This window comes from Parahaliea mediterranea, assembly GCF_017255185.1.
Classification (GTDB): Bacteria; Pseudomonadota; Gammaproteobacteria; order Pseudomonadales; family Halieaceae; genus JAFKCZ01.
Window position 1 is genome coordinate 165,136 of sequence record NZ_JAFKCZ010000003.1, and the last position, 16,863, is coordinate 181,998.

At 64.7% G+C, this 16,863-nt stretch carries 14 protein-coding genes; 2 read left to right on the top strand and 12 right to left on the bottom strand.

Annotated elements, in window-relative coordinates:
- Positions 1-58: 58 nt before the first annotated feature.
- From JYP50_RS04365 to JYP50_RS04420, 12 genes are all read right to left on the bottom strand, one after another.
- On the bottom strand, positions 59-556 hold the full coding sequence (locus tag JYP50_RS04365; RefSeq protein ID WP_206559254.1) for a chemotaxis protein CheW: 498 nt from the start codon (positions 554-556) through the stop codon (positions 59-61).
- Positions 553-2,661 (bottom strand): chemotaxis protein CheA, encoded by a 2,109-nt coding sequence (cheA, locus tag JYP50_RS04370; RefSeq protein ID WP_206559255.1) that lies wholly within the window; start codon positions 2,659-2,661, stop codon positions 553-555. Before cheA ends, JYP50_RS04365 begins: the two co-directional genes overlap by 4 nt.
- 16 nt (positions 2,662-2,677) lie before the next feature.
- Complete coding sequence (motB, locus tag JYP50_RS04375) at positions 2,678-3,547, bottom strand: flagellar motor protein MotB (RefSeq protein ID WP_206559256.1); 870 nt, start codon at positions 3,545-3,547, stop codon at positions 2,678-2,680.
- Positions 3,544-4,419 (bottom strand): flagellar motor stator protein MotA, encoded by an 876-nt coding sequence (gene motA, locus JYP50_RS04380; RefSeq protein ID WP_206559257.1) that lies wholly within the window; start codon positions 4,417-4,419, stop codon positions 3,544-3,546. The genes motB and motA overlap by 4 nt, the downstream gene beginning before the upstream one ends.
- Positions 4,420-4,655: 236 nt before the next feature.
- Complete coding sequence (gene flhC / locus JYP50_RS04385; protein ID WP_206559258.1) at positions 4,656-5,186, bottom strand: flagellar transcriptional regulator FlhC; 531 nt, start codon at positions 5,184-5,186, stop codon at positions 4,656-4,658.
- A gap of 3 nt (positions 5,187-5,189) precedes the next feature.
- Positions 5,190-5,528 (bottom strand): flagellar transcriptional regulator FlhD, encoded by a 339-nt coding sequence (locus JYP50_RS04390; RefSeq protein WP_206559259.1) that lies wholly within the window; start codon positions 5,526-5,528, stop codon positions 5,190-5,192.
- Between the two features lie 353 nt (positions 5,529-5,881).
- Entirely contained in the window at positions 5,882-6,190 is a 309-nt protein-coding gene (locus JYP50_RS04395) for an EscU/YscU/HrcU family type III secretion system export apparatus switch protein (RefSeq protein ID WP_206559260.1), read from the bottom strand.
- Entirely contained in the window at positions 6,183-7,589 is a 1,407-nt protein-coding gene (locus tag JYP50_RS22075) for a flagellar hook-length control protein FliK (protein WP_206559261.1), read from the bottom strand. The genes JYP50_RS04395 and JYP50_RS22075 overlap by 8 nt, the downstream gene beginning before the upstream one ends.
- A 23-nt stretch (positions 7,590-7,612) precedes the next feature.
- Complete coding sequence (gene fliT / locus JYP50_RS04405; protein WP_206559262.1) at positions 7,613-7,969, bottom strand: flagellar protein FliT; 357 nt, start codon at positions 7,967-7,969, stop codon at positions 7,613-7,615.
- Positions 7,970-8,035: 66 nt separating this feature from the next.
- On the bottom strand, positions 8,036-8,479 hold the full coding sequence (gene fliS, locus JYP50_RS04410; RefSeq protein ID WP_206559263.1) for a flagellar export chaperone FliS: 444 nt from the start codon (positions 8,477-8,479) through the stop codon (positions 8,036-8,038).
- A gap of 53 nt (positions 8,480-8,532) precedes the next feature.
- Positions 8,533-9,873, bottom strand: a complete 1,341-nt coding sequence (gene fliD, locus JYP50_RS04415) for a flagellar filament capping protein FliD (protein ID WP_206559264.1) — start codon at positions 9,871-9,873, stop codon at positions 8,533-8,535.
- Positions 9,874-9,988: 115 nt separating this feature from the next.
- On the bottom strand, positions 9,989-11,686 hold the full coding sequence (locus JYP50_RS04420) for an HD domain-containing phosphohydrolase (RefSeq protein WP_206559265.1): 1,698 nt from the start codon (positions 11,684-11,686) through the stop codon (positions 9,989-9,991).
- Positions 11,687-12,010: 324 nt separating this feature from the next.
- Between JYP50_RS04420 and JYP50_RS04425 the strand changes: the two genes are divergently transcribed.
- Together JYP50_RS04425 and JYP50_RS04430 are read left to right on the top strand one after the other, a co-directional pair.
- Positions 12,011-13,204, top strand: a complete 1,194-nt coding sequence (locus JYP50_RS04425) for a FliC/FljB family flagellin (protein WP_206559266.1) — start codon at positions 12,011-12,013, stop codon at positions 13,202-13,204.
- Positions 13,205-13,380: 176 nt separating this feature from the next.
- Positions 13,381-16,800, top strand: coding sequence for a tetratricopeptide repeat protein (locus JYP50_RS04430; protein WP_206559267.1), 3,420 nt, complete (start codon positions 13,381-13,383; stop codon positions 16,798-16,800).
- Positions 16,801-16,863 lie beyond the last annotated feature (63 nt).

A 16,863-nucleotide genomic window follows, 5' to 3' on the forward strand; every position in this document is an offset into this window, starting at 1 on the left:
GTTTCACCACCAGAATCCCCGCGTTAAAGGGGTTGAAATACCGCCACCGTACCGCTCTCTACTCGGCCGCCTTTTCCACCAGGGCCATCTCGTCGCTGGTGAGCAACTTCTCAATGTCCACCAGCACCAACATGCGATCCTCGAGGTTGCCGAGACCGCTGAGATAATCCACCGGCATGCTCACACCGAATTCCGGCGCCGGCTTGATCTGGTCCGGCTTGAGACTCATCACATCGGATACGCCGTCGACGACGATGCCGACGATGCGCCCCTCGATACTGACCACGATGACCACGGTCTGCTCGTTGTACTCGACATTGTCGAGGCGGAACTTGATGCGCAGATCCACGATCGGCACGATCACGCCCCGCAGGTTGGCCACGCCCTTGATGAAATCGGGGGCATTGGCGATGCGGGTAACGTTTTCGTAGCCGCGTATTTCCTGAACCTTCAGGATATCGATGGCGTATTCCTCGCTGCCGAGGGAAAACACCAGGAACTCGCTGTTGCGCACATTGCTGTCGACGGACTCGCGCGCGGCACTGGATTGGGTCATGACAGAGCTACCTCCTTCAAGGACATTGAATCGCGGCTGGTGTCGAAGGGACCGCCCTCGCGCTTGCGCTGGCTCAGCCGATGCAGGTCGGCGACATCGAGGATCAGCGCGACGCTACCGTCGCCGAGAATGGTGGCCGCGGACACGCCGGGCACTTTGCGATAGTTGGTTTCCAGGTTCTTCACCACCACCTGTTGCTGGCCAATCAGTTCGTCGACCTGCAGCGCGTAGCGGCGGCCCTCACCCTGCACGATCACGGTAATGCTCTCGGTGGGTTCGGTGCCGGCGCCCTCCACGTCCATGGCCTCGTGGACGGCGATCACCGGCAGGTAGTCCTCGCGGATCTTCAGCAGGACGTCGCCGCCGGTCATCGGGTAGAGGTCTTCCTTGCGCGGCTGCAGGGATTCGAGCACCGCATTGACCGGCAGGATGAAAATTTCCTTGCCGACGCGTATCGACATGCCGTCGAGGATCGCCAGGGTCAGCGGCAGCACGATGCGGGTGGTCGTGCCCTCGCCGGCGCGGGACAGGATCTCCACGTGGCCGCCCATGGCCTGGATATTGCGCTTGACCACATCCATGCCCACCCCGCGCCCGGACACGTCGCTCACCTGGGCGGCGGTGGAAAAGCCGGGCGCGAAAATCAGCTGCCAGACCTCCTCGTCGCTCATGCCGTCGGAGACCTGCAAGCCGTTGCTCTCGGCCTTGGCCAGCAGTTTCTCGCGGTTGAGCCCGGCGCCGTCGTCGATCACCTCGATCAGGATATTGCCGCCCTGGTGCTGGGCCGACAGGGTCAGCTTGCCAACGCGGGGCTTGCCGGCGGCTTCCCGGGTGTCGGGGTCCTCGATACCGTGGTCGAGGCTGTTGCGCACCAGGTGGGTCAGTGGGTCGATAATGCGTTCTGTCAGCCCCTTGTCCAATTCGGTGGACTTGCCCTCGGTGACAAGCTCCACTTCTTTGTCCAGCTTCGAGGCGAGGTCACGCACCAGCCGCGGGAAACGGCTGAATACGTAATCCATGGGCACCATGCGGATCGACATCACCGCTTCCTGGAGGTCGCGGGCATTGCGCTGCAAGAGATTGAGCCCGCTGGACAGGGTGCCGCCGGCATTCGTATCGTCGTCCACCACCTGGTTCAACATGGATTGGGTGATGATCAGCTCACCGACGAGATTGATGATCTGGTCGACCTTGGTCACCGGCACGCGAATGGAGGTGGACTCCCCACCGCCCTTGCCCGCCCCCTTGGCGGCTCCGTCGCGGGGCTTGGCCTCTTTGCGCGGCTTTGCCACCGGTGCCGCGGCGCCGCCGGACGGCTCCGCCTTGCTGGCAGTCTCGGCCGGCGCTGGCGCCTCGGGCGCCGGGGCCGGCGCATCCGCCGGCAGCGAAGATGCCTCCACGGCCCGGATCTGCAACTGCTCCGGCTCGGCGATAAAGCACATCACCGCCTCGACATCGTCGGCGCTGGCGCTGGAGGTGAGAAGCACGCGGTAACGCTCTTCCTCGCCGTCCCGGGATACGATATCTCCCAGCTGCCCCAACTCGGCAATAAGCAATTCCCGGTCCTTTTCGCCGACACCGAGCAACACCACTTCGAGCAGGTCGCCGCCGGCACTGGCGGATTCCACGGGCGCCGCCTGCGGTTCAGGCTCGGGGGCTGGCTCGGGCTTGGCCGCCGGTGCCGGCGCGGGCGCGCCGCCGACATCGGCGGTCTCGCCGATCTCATCCAGCGCCATTTGCTGCAGGACCTTGCAAATGCGCTCATAGGCCTCGGGATCCGGTTCCTCGCCAGCGCGATATGCGTCCATCTGATCTTGTAACATATCCTTGGTTTCCAGAAAGGTGTCCACGATGTCACGGCGCAGGGTCAGTTCGCCGTGCCGCGTGTAGTCCAGCAGGTTTTCCAGCAGGTGCGTGGTGCGCTGCAACACCTCGAGCCCGAAGGTTCCCGCGCCCCCCTTGATCGAGTGCGCCGCGCGGAAGATCGCGTTGAGCTGCTCGGGGTCGGGGGCGTCCACGTCCAGCGCCAGCAGGTGCTGCTCCATTTCATCCAGGAGCTCCTGCGCCTCTTCGAAAAACGTGTCAAAAAAATCGCTGATATCCATGCTATGTCCGAAGTACTTATCTGGATGTTGCCAACTCACCGAGGCCCAGCGAGGCCCCGACGCGGTCGCGAATCAGTTGCGCCGCTTCCCGGTTCAATACCACCAGGGTGATGCGCCGGTTGACCGGGTCACCGGGATCGCTGCCCGGCGCCGGCAGCTGGTCGCCCATGCCGGTCACCCGCAATAACTTGCCGTTGTCGAAGCCGCCCATCACCAGCTCCCGCCGCGAGGCGTTGGCGCGATCCGCCGACAGCTCCCAGTTGCTGTAGCCGCTCACGCCGGCGGCGTAGGGCACGCTGTCGGTATGCCCGCTGATACTCAGCCGGTTGGGCATTTCGTTGAGCAGCGGCGCCAGCGCGCGCAGCAGGTCGCGCATGTAGGGCGCCACCTGGTCGCTGCCGGTCTCGAACATGGGACGCTGCTCGGTATCCACCAACTGGATGCGCAGGCCGTAGGGCGTCATGTCAAAACGGATCTGGTTCGACAGCTCCCGCAGCTGCGGATCGGCGGTGACCACCGATTCGATGCGCTTTTGCAGGGCCACGAACTGCCGCTGGACATCGGTGGCCCGACTCTCCAGCCGCATCTCTATACGTTCTTTCTCACCGTCGATATGGGTCGGGTCCGGCCCGCCCCCCGGTATCGCGCTGGTGCTGGACATCTGCTTGTCGCCCCCGGCCAGGGCCACCGACAGCGGCGTGCGGAAGTACTCCGCCACGCTGCGCAGCTGCTGCGGCGTGGCGCTGGAGAGAATCCACAACACCAGGAACAGCGCCATCATCGCGGTCATGAAGTCCGCATAGGCGATCTTCCAGCTGCCGCCGTGATGGGCCACCGTCACCTTGCGGGGACGGCGAATAATAATGGGCCGCTCTCCCTTGCTCATGCCGCTTCGGGCTCCGCTCCCCGGGCGGAGCGCACGTGCTCCTCCAGTTCACTGAAGCTGGGGCGCTCGGAGGTGTGCAGGGCCTTGCGTCCGAATTCCACCGCCAGCGGCGGTGCGTAGCCGTTGAGCGCGGCCAGCAGGGTCACCCGGATGCACTGCAGCATTTTCACCGCTTCGTGGACCTGGCGGTCGATCCGGCTCGCCACCGGATTCACGAAACCGTAGGCCAGCAGGATGCCCAGGAAAGTCCCCACCAGGGCGTGGGCAATCATCAGCCCCATCTGCTCGACACCGGCGTCGGCGGAACTCAGGGCCTTCACCACCCCCAGCACCGCGGCGACGATACCGAAGGCGGGCAGTGCGTCACCCACCTTGCCCAGGGCGTCGGAGGGAATGTGGGCCTCGTGCTCGAAGGCCTCGATCTCGTGCAGCATCAACTCGTCGATTTCCATCGCGTCCATGCCGCCACTGACCATCAGGCGCAGGTAGTCGGTGAGAAATCCCATGATCATCGGGTCCGCCAGAATGCGCGGATACTCGCCAAAGAGCGGGCTTTCCTGCGGATTCTCCACGTCGCGCTCGATCGCCAGCATGCCGCCGCGGCGCATCTTGGACAGCAGCTTGTACTGCAGGGACATCAGCTCCATGTAGGTTTCTTTGTTGTAGCGTGTGGTGCGCTTGAGCTTTGACGCGGTACTGAGCGTCGCCTTGATCGCCTTGCCGTTGTTGGCGGCGATAAACGCCCCCAGCGCCGAGCCGCAGATCATCAGGATCTCGGTGGGCTGGATCAGGGGCCCCAGGTTCCCCCCCGCCAGGACAAAGCCCCCGAAGACGGAAAACACGACGATCACGAACCCGATTGGTATAAGCACAACGATTATCCTTGTTGCCGGCATGGATAGCTTCTGGACTGTCTATCGGCAAGCGGCAGGGCCGCTTGAGGGCGGCGGACAAGTTTCCCGCGAGGCAATGGCCGCACACACGCCGCCGGAGCCAGGAGCGGCCCAACGGGATGAAAAACGGATTTATCCGGCTTGCGGGCGGGCGCGGCCAGGCGCCCGCCAGAAGCCTCCGGGCGGGCCCGCGGCGTGAAACCGGACGAGGTCTGCTAGCGGCTGTTGGCCTGCAGCGAGGTCTTGCCGGCCCGCGAGGGAGGCTGGCAAATGCCGCAGACGTAATCGCTATTGGGCGTGTGCGCGTGCATGACGAAGTGGCCGGCGCAGCGGGTGCACTCGGACAGCTCGAACAGGCCGCTCTCGAAAAATCGAATCAGGGTCCAGGCCCGGGTAAGCCCCAGCACCGGCTCCGCGTCTTCCAGCGCCAACTGCTCCAGGTAGAGGCGGTAGGCTTTGGTAAAGCCCTCCATCCGGTCACAGCCCAGGGTGACGGTGAGCTGGCGGTAGAAGTTGTAAAACAGTGACGAATGAATGTTCGGCTGCCAGGTCACGAACCAGTCGGTGGAGAAGGGCAGCATGCCCTTGGGCGGGGACATCCCCCGCACTTCCTTGTACAGCCGCACCAACCTGCCCCGACTCAGATCGGTCTCCGTTTCCAGTACCTGCAAGCGGGCACCCAGCTCAATCAACTCGATGGCCAGCTGCACCTGCTGCATCTCTGCGACCAGACTTTTTCCCGACATACCTCAGACCCCCTCCACCGTATTCAACGCGCTCGATGGCGGCAGCGAAGCCATTAGCAAGGAGGTATGCATCAGGTCCATGCCCTGGCTGCGCTCATTCTGGGTCAGTTGCGACAGGTGGCTGGCGTCGCTGATGCAAAAGCGGAACAGCAACTGGTTGGTGCGCGCCAGCCTGCCTAGCTGCTTGGCCGAGAGGGACAGCAGCAGCCGCCCGGTCTCGTCGTCGACCTTCAGGCGCATCAGCGCCATGGTGTAGTCTTCCTTCAACAGGCGTTGGGCGATGAGCAAATAGCTCAGATTCAGGTCCTGGATTTCAACCAGGTCGACATTATTTTCACTCACGGACATGGCACCTCGTGCAATTCGGCCGGAGCTGTACCTCCGATCCCTACTAAAACGACATACGGGTGCGCTCTTGGTGGCGAACTCCGCGAACTGACTTGCATCCCTGCCGATGTTGGCCTGCACTTAGCGAGACTGGAATTCAGCGCCGTCCGGGCGCGTCATGCCCCATCTCGGTGCATGTTGTTTTAAGCCTATAATAACCACAAAGAATATCAGGACAAGCGTCGCCGCGATGAAAACTGTGAACTGAGTCCGAATTCCGACGAAAAACTCATGGGCAAGGTGATCCAGTGAGAAACTCACAGACACGGCCAGCCGGTCGGCAACACGGCCCCGCCGACGGGGGCCGCCTAGGCGGGGTCGGAGTCGTCGGCGCCGGCGCCCAGCCCGCGCTGGATATCGCCCACGCAGACCAGCAATTCGGCGATCACCAGGTAGAGCTTCTCCGGGATCTGCTCATCGATATCGACCTGCATCAGCAGGCCGACCAACTCCGGCGCCCCGTGCACGTAAATACCCTCGCGATCCGCCGCGGCGATGATGCGCTCGGCCAGTTCGCCGTAGCCCCGGGCCACGACCCGGGGCGCACTGTCGTCGGGGCCGTAAGCCAGCGCCACCGCGCGTCGGCGGGGATCCGCACCGGACGCCTCGTCAGTCATTGCGCGCCTCCCGGTCGCCAATGTGCAGGCTTACCGCCTCGAAACCACAGCGGGCCAGGCGCGTTTCAAGCTCTTCGCGGCGCGCGGCGAGCTCACCGGCCAGCGCCGCCGACGACGCCTCCAGCCCCAGCTCCAATTGCTCGCGGAACATCCGCAGGGACACCTGGACATCACCCAGGCCGGCGATTTCCAGGCGCAACTCCGACACCCACTCGTCGCCCCCGGAGCCGGCGTCGCCCGCGTCCCCGGATCCGGACTGCCCGTCCCGCGCCTGGGCGTTCGGGAAGTGGAGGGTGAAGGCCATGAACAGTCCCGACCACACGTCCCCCTCCCAGCGCAGTACCGGCATGGCCAACATTTCCAGCTGCTGGCGCACCACCCCCTGCAGCGCTTCGCTCATCCCGTGCCCCGCGCCCTCGCCACGCACCGGTGACGACTCGCCAGCCCCGGCACGCCCCGCCACCGGCTGCTCGCGGGCAACCTGCTCCCAGGTCGCCCATTCCCGCGCCGCCCGCTCCCGGGCGGCGCGCTCCGGCGCCGACGACTCCACCTCCGCCAGTACCGGCGAGACGGGCGCGGCGCTCGCCGGCGACCCGGCGGGGGATCTGTCCGGTGAGGCTCCCGTCGCGGGAGCGGACAACGACCCCGCCACCGGCGGGACGGGCGGGGAAGACGGGGAAGGAGAGGAGGAAGAGACCGGTGGCGAGGGTAGCCCACGCCCCTCCGGGCGCGGGAGCTCCGTTGCCGCGGGCGAACCGGGACGCTCACCGGGGACCGGCGACACCAAATGCCCGTTCGCGGCCACTGCCTGCGCCCCCCGCTCACCGCCGGACACCGGCACGCCCGCGCGGACCAGGGGCGCGGCGGCCGGCCCCGCCCCCTCCGCCGGCGGTCGGGCGCCGCTCGACATCTGCGGCTCCCGAGCCAATTGCTCACGCCCGAGTCCGCCCCGGTACCACCGGGCCAGGTGCGACTCGTAAAACAGACCGCTGCTGTCGATGCTGGATTTCAGTCGGGCCGCCACGTCGGTGGGCGAGGCGCCTTCCGCGCCCGCCGCGAGCAGGGGCGCGACCAGTTTGAGGGTCGAGGGCGGCGCGGGGAAGCGCGCCAGCACCTCGGCGATATCGCGGGCGGCCGCGCTGAAATGGGTGGCGGTGGAACCCGGGCCGGATACCGGGGGCGCCGTTGGCGCGGCGGGCCGCGCCAGGGACTGCTCCGTGGTGGCGGCAGCTGGCAGGGGGCGCGGGTCGAGGCGGGAGTCGCTGTGCACGGCCTGCGGCGCGGTACCCGCCTGCAGGGGCTTGACGGCTTCGTTGAGATCCCGCGGTGGCGGCAGATCCACCCGCTTGCCCAGAACCTGGTGCAGCAGGGTATCGAGTATGGGTGTGATACCGCTCACGACCGGGTCTTCAAATACAGCGACTAAATGTCATCAAGCCTGGTGACAACGGCTCCGGCGGGGCGATAGGCCCGGTTCAGGTCGCGCTTGCGCTGGCTGACGCCCATCTTTTCGCCCAGTTCGTCGCGGCGGGCCACAAGGTACTTGCGAATCTGCACGTCATTGTACAGAATGCTCTCCAGCAACTCGGCCTTGCGCGCCTGCTGGCGTTTGTCGAGGACAACCTCGGCCTCTATGCGGGCCAGGGATTCCACATCCACAACGTAGCGGGACTCGCTTTCCAGCAGCGCGCTCCAGTCGCCTTCCCGCGCCAGGGTGAGCATCGACTGGGTGGCCGCCAGCAGTGACTCATACACCAGCAGCACATCTTCCGCAGACATTGACGCAGTGGTACACCGTTCCGGTGATTTACTCATATCTGGTCCCGGGCCCGCGGGGGGCCCTGATTAAGCGTCGCCGATAACTTCATCGCGACTCACGTCGCCTCGCCCGATTTCCTGCCAGGCGGAACCGATATCACCCAACAGGCGCGAGGCCTCCTCCAGACTGGCTTCGTCATTGTGTAAATTGGCTGCCAGCAATAACCGCGCAATGTAATCATACAATGAGGCCAGATGATCAGCCAACTCCCCGCCCTTGTCGCGGTCGAGCGCCGCGAGCAGGCCGTTGTTGACAATATCCAGGGCCTTGGACAGGGCCTGGCCCTTGGCCGCCGCATTGCCCTGCTGCATGTGGATGCGCGCCGTGCGCATGGCCACCTGGGCGCCGTCGAACAACATCACGATCAATTGGTGCGGACTGGCCGACATGACCCCGCTTTCCACGCCCACCCTGGCGTAACTGCTGACTCCTCCCTGGCTGTAAGCGGCGGCGCCGCGCATACTACTCATGGTATTGCCTCCCGAATCGGTGCGGGGCGGGGAAAACCAGCCCCCCGCACAAACTATTTACGGCCCAGTTGGGCATTCATCATGTCGAACTGCTGGGTCAGATAGGCACTGGTGGAGTTCATGCTGGCGATCATGCTGTCCAGGCGGCCGAACTGGCTGCGATAGCGCTCGATGGTCGTGGCGATGCTCTGCTCCATGCGATCGTAGCGTTGGCCCAGCCTTTCGATACTGCTGCTCAGGCCCTCGGTGGCCTTCTCGATCAGCCCCGACTCCTCGACCATGGCCTCGACCACCGAATCCATTTGCACGGCGAACCCGTCTTCGCCGGCGAAGAAATCCGCCAGGCCGGCCGGATTGTCCGCCAGTAGTTCGCCAAGGGCCTCGTCATCCAGCTTCAGGGTGCCGTCCTTCTGCAGCTCAATGCCGATATCGCTGAGCAGCGCGATATCGCCGCCCTCCACCGCATGACTCATGCCGCTGCGCAGGCGCGACTCGATGGAGCGCAGGGTGTTGTTGCCCAGCAGGGTCCCGGCGGTCCCGCTGTCCGCGTCGTAGGAGGTCAGGGTGTTGATGGTCTTTTGCAGGGCATTGTAGTTGTTGACGAAGGCGGTAACCGCGGACTTGATGGCGCTGTCGTCGCGGCGCAACTCCACTTCGACCTGACCGGTTTCCTCGACCTCCAGGGTAACCCCCTGGATCGCGCCCTCCACCGTGTTGCTCTGGCTCTGGATGGCGATGCCGTTGACCGTCAATTCGGCGTTGCGGGCGGTCACCTCGGTCCCGGCGTCCACCGCCAGGCTGCCGGCGAGCGCGCCGAAGTCCACCGCGGCGATGGCGTTGTCGGTGCCGGTTTCGCGGGACGAGAGTACCAGTCGGTGGGGGGTGCCGCTGCCGTCATTCACGATGGACGCCGCCACCGGACCCTGGGCATCGTTGATGGCGTCGCGAATCGCCTCGAGGGAACTGTCCCCGGCGCCGATGTCGACACTCATCGATTCACCGTTTTGCAGGTCGAGGGTAATCGTCCCCGCGCCCAGATTGGCTTCCCGGTCGGCCACGCCCGCGGTGGCAATACTGTAGCCGCGCGCACGCTGGGTAATGTCGATCTGGTAACTGCCCGGCATCGCCTCGCTGCCGGCGCTGACCGTCGCGGCATCGCCGGTGACGCTGGAAGTCACCGAGGAGAAGAAATCGGCCTCGCTCAGTTTGGCCGCGGTGGTCTGGAACTGCTCGAGCACGCCTTCCAACACGCCAAAGGCGGAGATTTTCGCCTGGTGCGATTTCTGCTGGGACACGATGGGCACCAACTGCTTGCGCTCCGCCGCCTCCAGCTGGTTCAAAAGACCGCTCAAATCCAGCCCGGACCCGACTCCCAGTGATGCGATGCTTGCCATGCTGCTTCTCTTCTCATTGATGACTGTATTGTGCGCTTCGCGCGGCCAACCGAAGGCTGGAACAGCACGCGGAGATCACCCTAATTGAAGCTTTCGGCCGCGCAGCCACAAAACTTTAGTCATAGGGCGCATCTTTTCGCCCCGGCGACACCAGGGCCTCGGCCGGGCCCAGTTGCCGCAGCGGGTCGTCGCCGACGATCTCGCCCAGCGCCTCGCCCGGGGGTTCCCGCCGCCCGGTCAGCTGGACCCGGCCGGGCTCGCCGGCCTCGTCCAGACCCAGCACCCAGCCCATTTCGCCGCCCGGGAAACGTACCAGGGTGCCCACCGGCAGGCGGCCGAAGTGCTCGAAATAGCGCGCCACCCAGCGCGGATCGAAGCCCGGCGCATTGCGGGTCAGGCGGCGGTGAATCACCTCGATCGACAGCCCCTCCCCTTCGCGGGAATAGCGGCCGAGGCGATCGACCTCGACTACCACCGCGGCCAGGCGGGTCAGCTCATGCAATTGCGCGCCGCGCCAGCCATGGGGGTAGCCGCTGCCATCGACGCGCTCGTTGGCGCCCTTGACCACCGCGTCGCGCACCGTGCGCGACAGCCAGTGGCAGGATTCCAGCCGCGGCAGCAGCAGCTTCACATGCTCGCGGTAGGACCGCTCCTGCTCGTCGTCGCGGCTGGCCGCCGTCAACACCTCCGGCGGCAGCAGCACCTTGCCCAGGTCGTGCACCATGGCGCAGGCGGCCATCGCCTTGAGCAGGTCGCGCGGCATCTTGAAGGCCTGCCCGATATCGACCAGGCGCACCGCCACCGCCACCGCGTGCTGCACCACCTGGGGGTCGTGCCACAGGCAGACGGTGGCGAACAACAGCGCCTCGCGGTCCTCGGCGTGCAGGCCCAGCAGGCGATCCGCGGCCCGCGACAGGAGTACCGGGTCGACCCGGTTGCCCTCGCGCAACTCCATCACCAGGCTGTCCAGGTAGCCCGCCACCCGCGCCAGGCGCCGGGCCATGGGGGTGGCGTAGGGCAGCGCGTTGCGCAGGCCGACCTCGGGCTCGTCGGCCCGCGATTCAAACAGCGCCGAAGGCTGCAGCGAGGAGACCTCGCCGGCGCCCCCCCTGGCGCTCTCGCGCTCGATTTCCCGCACATAGAACCAGAGCAAGCGATCCTGTTCCTGGGTCGTGGGTATAAAGGCGAAGCCCACCGCCAGCACGCAGCGCTCCCCGTCCGGATCCCGGTGCCGGGGCTCGGCCTCGACCACAAAGCGGGTGCCGTTGGGAAAACACAGCTCCAGCTCCAGTTTCGCGCCCTCGACAATGCCGGCGGCATTGGGGGGCAAATCCACCAGGCAGCCGCTGAGCGAAAGATTGCGGAGGTCTCCCTGGAACGTGACTTTGTCGGCCGCCGCCCCGCGCACCAGCACACCCACCTGCATCCCCAGGCGCAGCGGCGCGCGGTAGGCGTCCCGGCGCTGGTAGTGCTTCATCTCGGCGGGATAGTCACAGCGGCAGTGCACCCTGCCGTCCACGTCCAGCCACTCCCGCACCGCCAGCAGGGGCGTGCTCAGCATGCCATCCACCCCCTGGCCAATCAGGCGCAGCTCGCCGGCACGCCGCACCTGCGGCACGCTCGCGCCGCTGGCGGTCACATCCAGGACAACGCACTCGCCGGGGATGACATCCACCACCACCACGGGCTGGGGCTCGAAACCCGCCCGGTCCAGGGCGATCGACGCGGCACCCGGCTCGGTGAGGCTGACCACCAGCTCGCCGACCTCCACCGGGTTGTCGATACGGATAAAATCAGCCGCTTCTTCTTTCATTCATTCACTGGCCTCGATCGGATTGGGCGGCGCTGGAGCAGGCAGGGCACCAACACCTCTTCCGCCCTATCGGCCACGGCGGGGCTCGCTTTAGGCTTTGCGGCCGGTGACAGCGCGCCTATATAAGGCGGCAAGACCCGTCGGGAGACCCGGGGGCCGGCACAATCGGCGATTCTTTCTCAATAAACCCTAAAGCTAATCGCCAAACCGCCGAAACTGAGGCTAACGGCATATGGCGCCGTTGCGGCGGTAACGCAATCAGCTCGACTGACACGGACCCGCCGGAAATCCTAACGAAACGGTCGAATAGAGAAGGACATCGTTATGTCAGTAATCAACACCAACATTACCGCTATGATCGGTCAGCAGAACCTGGGCAAGTCCCAGAGCGCTCTGCAAACCGCTATGGAACGGCTGTCATCCGGCCTGCGTATCAACAGCGCCAAGGACGATGCCGCCGGCCAGGCCATCGCCAACCGTATGACCGCACAGATCACCGGTCTGTCCCAGGCCCAACGTAACGCCAACGACGGTATCTCCGTTGCGCAAACCGCCGAGGGCGCCCTGAACCAGGTGAACGACAACCTGCAGCGCATTCGTGAGCTGACTGTACAATCCCAGAACGGCACCAACTCCGCGGACGACCTGAAGTCCATCCAGGCTGAAATCGACCAGCGCCTGACCGAGATCGACCGCATCTCCGAGCAGACCGATTTCAACGGCGTGAAAGTACTGTCCGATGACCAAACCCTGAACATCCAGGTTGGCGCCAACGACAGCGAATCCATCGACGTGGGCCTGAAGGAAATCACCGCCAGCACCCTGAACCTGTCCAGCTTCAACGTCGCAGGCCCCGATGGTGCCCCCGTTTCTGCCGCTGCAGCCAACTACGAGGATGCATACGGCACCACCACTTCCGTCAACAACGCCACCGTTGTTGAATCCACACCCAATGCACTGGCCACCCGCCTGGGCGTTGCCACTGGCAGTGTCGTCTTTGAAGCAGCCGACGCGTTCGTGGATAACTCTGGTAACTGGTACGCGGAAGTCACCATCACCGCCACCACCACCGCAGAATCCAACTCCCTGAAAGCCCTCGGCTTCGACCTAGACCGCTCCGACGTTGGCACTTACTACATTGCTCTCGAGCCGAGTAAAGCCGCTACGGCAGCTGGCAGCACAACTGCGGCCTTCACCATCGACACGAACAACCTGAGCCTGTCCGCCCTGAGCACCGAACGCACCTCCAACCCGATGGCACAGCTGGACGCCGCCCTGAAGCAAGTCGACGAACTGCGCTCTGACCTGGGTGCGATCCAAAACCGTTTCGAATCTGCCATCACCAACCTGCAGACCAACGAAACCAACCTGTCCGCGGCACGCTCACGGATTGAAGACGCGGACTACGCGGCAGAAGTATCCAACATGACCCGCGCGCAGATCCTGCAGCAGGCCGGCACTTCCGTACTGGCTCAAGCCAACCAGGTCCCGCAAAACGTCCTGTCTCTGCTGGGCTAACCCCCCCGTAAACAGTCGAGGCCTTCGGCCTCACGAATAGGGCGCCTTTTGGCGCCCTTTTTTTTTGATTGGACAAGATCGTCATACGCTAGGCTGGCAACTACACACTGTTCACACTGGATATCAGCATGGGTAAGCAGGCACACAGGATCAAAGCGAGGCACCGCAGGCCACTCGTGCCGGACAAACTCCGGGAACGGCTGGTCTCCTTGTACCAGCAGCGCGCCTGGCCGGATGCCCTAACCCTGAGCGAAACCCTGATTCGCGACTACGCTGCGGACACCTTCTCCTGGAAGGCCATGGGCTCGGTACTGCTGGAGTCGGGGGAGTGGATCAGGTCTCTGGAAGCACTCGACAAGGCCCAGGCCTTGGATGCCAACGACCCGGAACTCCACAACACCCGGGCCCAAGCCCTGTATCGGCTTGGCCGCGCAAACGAGGCAGTAGATCATCTGGAAACAGCGCTGCGCCTCAAGCCTCGCTTCAAGCAGGCGCGACTGCTACTGATCAAGCTCTACAACGATGCCGCGGGCTATAAACAAGCCCTGGAACATATCGCCATCGCCGAGAAGCACTACCCCTCCGACGATGCCGTACTGTCGCGAAAGGCCTACGCCCTCGCTAAACTCACCCGCTTCGGCGAAAGCATTGCCACCCACGAAAAACTGGTAGCCAGCTTCCCCGACGACCCAGTTCACTTATCTAACCTGGCCAACGCCTACCGCAACGTTGGCCGCTTCGAGGAAGCGGAGCGGAACTACTGGCGAGCCCTAGAATTGGCACCGGATAGCGACAAAATCTATTCGAACTACCTCGCCTCCATGCACTATAACCCAGCGCACTCGGCCCAAGACTTGTACGAAGCCCATCGCCAATGGGATAGCCGCTTCGGCCCCAACCCAGCACCAATTGCCCCGGAACCAGAGGACCGTTTCGAGCATCGGCGCCTGCGCATCGGCATGGTGTCGGCGGGCTTTCGCATTCACCCGGTGGGTCAGATGATCACCTCTGCCATCGAGGCCCTTCCGCATGAGCAATTTGAACTCTTCGCCTACAGCATGAGTGACCAGGACGACGCTCTCACCGAGCGAATGCGCAATCGCGTCGACCACTGGCTGTCCATCACCCACCTAAGCGAATCCCGTCTTAGCGAGCGCATCCGCCAGGACAACATCGATATCCTGCTGGATCTTTGTGGTCACACGGAAGGCAGCCGCTTGCGGGCCTTTGCCGCGCGGCCTGCACCGCTGCAGGTCAAATGGGTCGGCGGGCTGATCAATACCACTGGCCTGGCCTCCATGGATTACCTCATCTCGGACAAGGTGGAAACGCCGGAGGGAGTCGACGACTGGTATGTGGAAAAACTAATTCGCATGCCCAACGACTACATATGCTATATGCCGCGCGGCAATGCCCCGGAACTCACGCTGCCCCCGGTCTCGGAGAACGGCTACATCACCTTTGGCTGTTTCAATAATCCCTCCAAGCTTAATGAAGAGCTACTGGATCAATGGATCAAGCTCTTGCACGAAGTGCCTGACAGCCGACTTTTTCTGAAAGGCATGCAATTCGACAGCAAAGAGTTTCAGGAGCGCCTACTGGCGCATTTTGAACACGGCGCCATCCCCCGCGAACGACTAATTCTAGAAGGCCACTCGAACCATTACACCCTGCTGGAGTCCTACAACCGGGTGGATATCGCGCTCGATTGCTGGCCCTACTCGGGCGGGCTCACCACCTGCGAGGCCCTGCTGATGGGCGTACCGGTGGTCACCCTCCCCGGCCCCAGCTTTGCCGGCCGCCATTCGGCCAGCCACCTGACCCATGCCGGCCTGCCGGAACTGGTCGCCGAATCCTGGGAACAGTACCATTCGCTGGCCCTGGAACTGGCCTCCGACCCCGACAACCTGGCCCTGATCCGACGCAGCCTGCGGCAACAGCTCAAGGCCTCGCCGGTGTGCGATTACAAGCGCTTCGCCGGCCACCTGGCCACCGCGCTGCGCGGCATCTGGCAACGCTACTGCCGCCAGCAGCCCCCCGCCGCGCTACACTTCAACCGCGAGGGGCAGGCCTGCTTCGAGGGCGACATGGAACCTATCGGGCCCGCGCTGCGGCCCGAGGCCGCCAACGACGCCGATGGCAACAGTGGCTTCCCCTGGCAACTGGAAGGGCGCGTGGTGGCCATCGACAACGGCGCCAAGCTGTTCCGGGACAGCGGTTTCGACAGCCTGCGGGCACTCGACGCGTTTACCGTCGTCGGCTTCGACCCCCTGAGCGAGGTCGCCGGCCCCGAGCGCTTTGCCCCGGGGCAGGACAGCGTCCAGCTTTTCCCGCACGCATCGCTTGGCGACGGCCGCCCGGCCACGCTCTACGCCTGCCTGGACCCCGCCATGAGCGCGACCCTCAAGCCCCTGCCGGACGCCCAACTCGGCGCGGGCCAGGCGCGCGGTGCCCGGGTATTGGCCGAACTGCCGATCAACACCGTGGCCCTGGACCACATCGAGGGCCTTGGCGCCATCGACTGGCTGGTTCTGGATCACCGCGCGGACAATATCGCGATTCTCGACAACGGCGCACGGGCCCTGCGCGACACCCTGCTTTTGCAGGTGCGGGCTCCTTTCCAGCACAGCCATGAGCGGCAGTCGAGCCTGGCGGAGCTGGAACACTGGGCTAAGCGCCACGACTTCCGCTTCTACCGCCTCAATGACCCGACCCATGCCAGCCAGTTCCCCGAGGATTGCGAGCTGCGCAACCGGCAGGCAAGCGAGCTCAGCAGTGCCGACGCCCTGTTCATTCCCTCGCAGGCGCGCCTGGCCGCACTGGAGGCGCCGCGGCGCATGAAGCTCGCCTTCCTGCTGCATACCGTATTCGGCATACACGACCTCTGTCACGCCCAGTTGCAGGCCATTGACCCGGCGCTGGCCGCGCGCTACCTGGAATCGCTATCCGTCGGCACTGGCGAAAAGCCCCGGACGGCGCCAGCGCCAACGCCTGCTCCGGCCAACCCGGGTGACACTGTTCAGGTGCCCGATGCGCCCTTTATGAGCCCCGGCGAGGCCGACCTCTTCAGGCGCTGCCTGGAGCAGGCCACCAGCTACTTTGAATACGGCTCTGGCGGCTCCACGGTCTGGGCCGTCGAACGCGGCCTCACGGTGCGAGGCGTCGAGAGCGATCACCAGTGGGTCGGCGCGCTCAAGGAACGCCTCGGCGAGCCCTGCCAGGTAGACGTGGTGGATATCGGACCCACCAAGGAATGGGGTTTCCCGATTTCCATGGAGCACCAGGAACGCTTCCCCGACTACAGCCTGGCCATCGACCGGCACGACGCGAATTTCGACCTTATTCTGGTGGATGGCCGCTTTCGGGTGGCCTGCGCAATGTCGGCGATCCGCCACTGCCTGGCGCGCAATGCGCCTGTCGACACGACCAGGATTTTCATTCACGACTTCTGGAACCGCCCTCAATACCACGTCGTGCTGAATTTCCTCGAGCCACTGCAGCAGTGCGAGAGCGCCGGCGTGTTCAGGATCAAGCCGGATGTGAAGCTGGAGCAGGTCGACCAGACCTGGCGAGAGTACGCCCGGGTTCCGGGCTGATACCGGGGCGCGCCGGCCGAGCGGGAGGGGGCGCGCCGGCCCGTCTGTTAAAGATCGCTAACT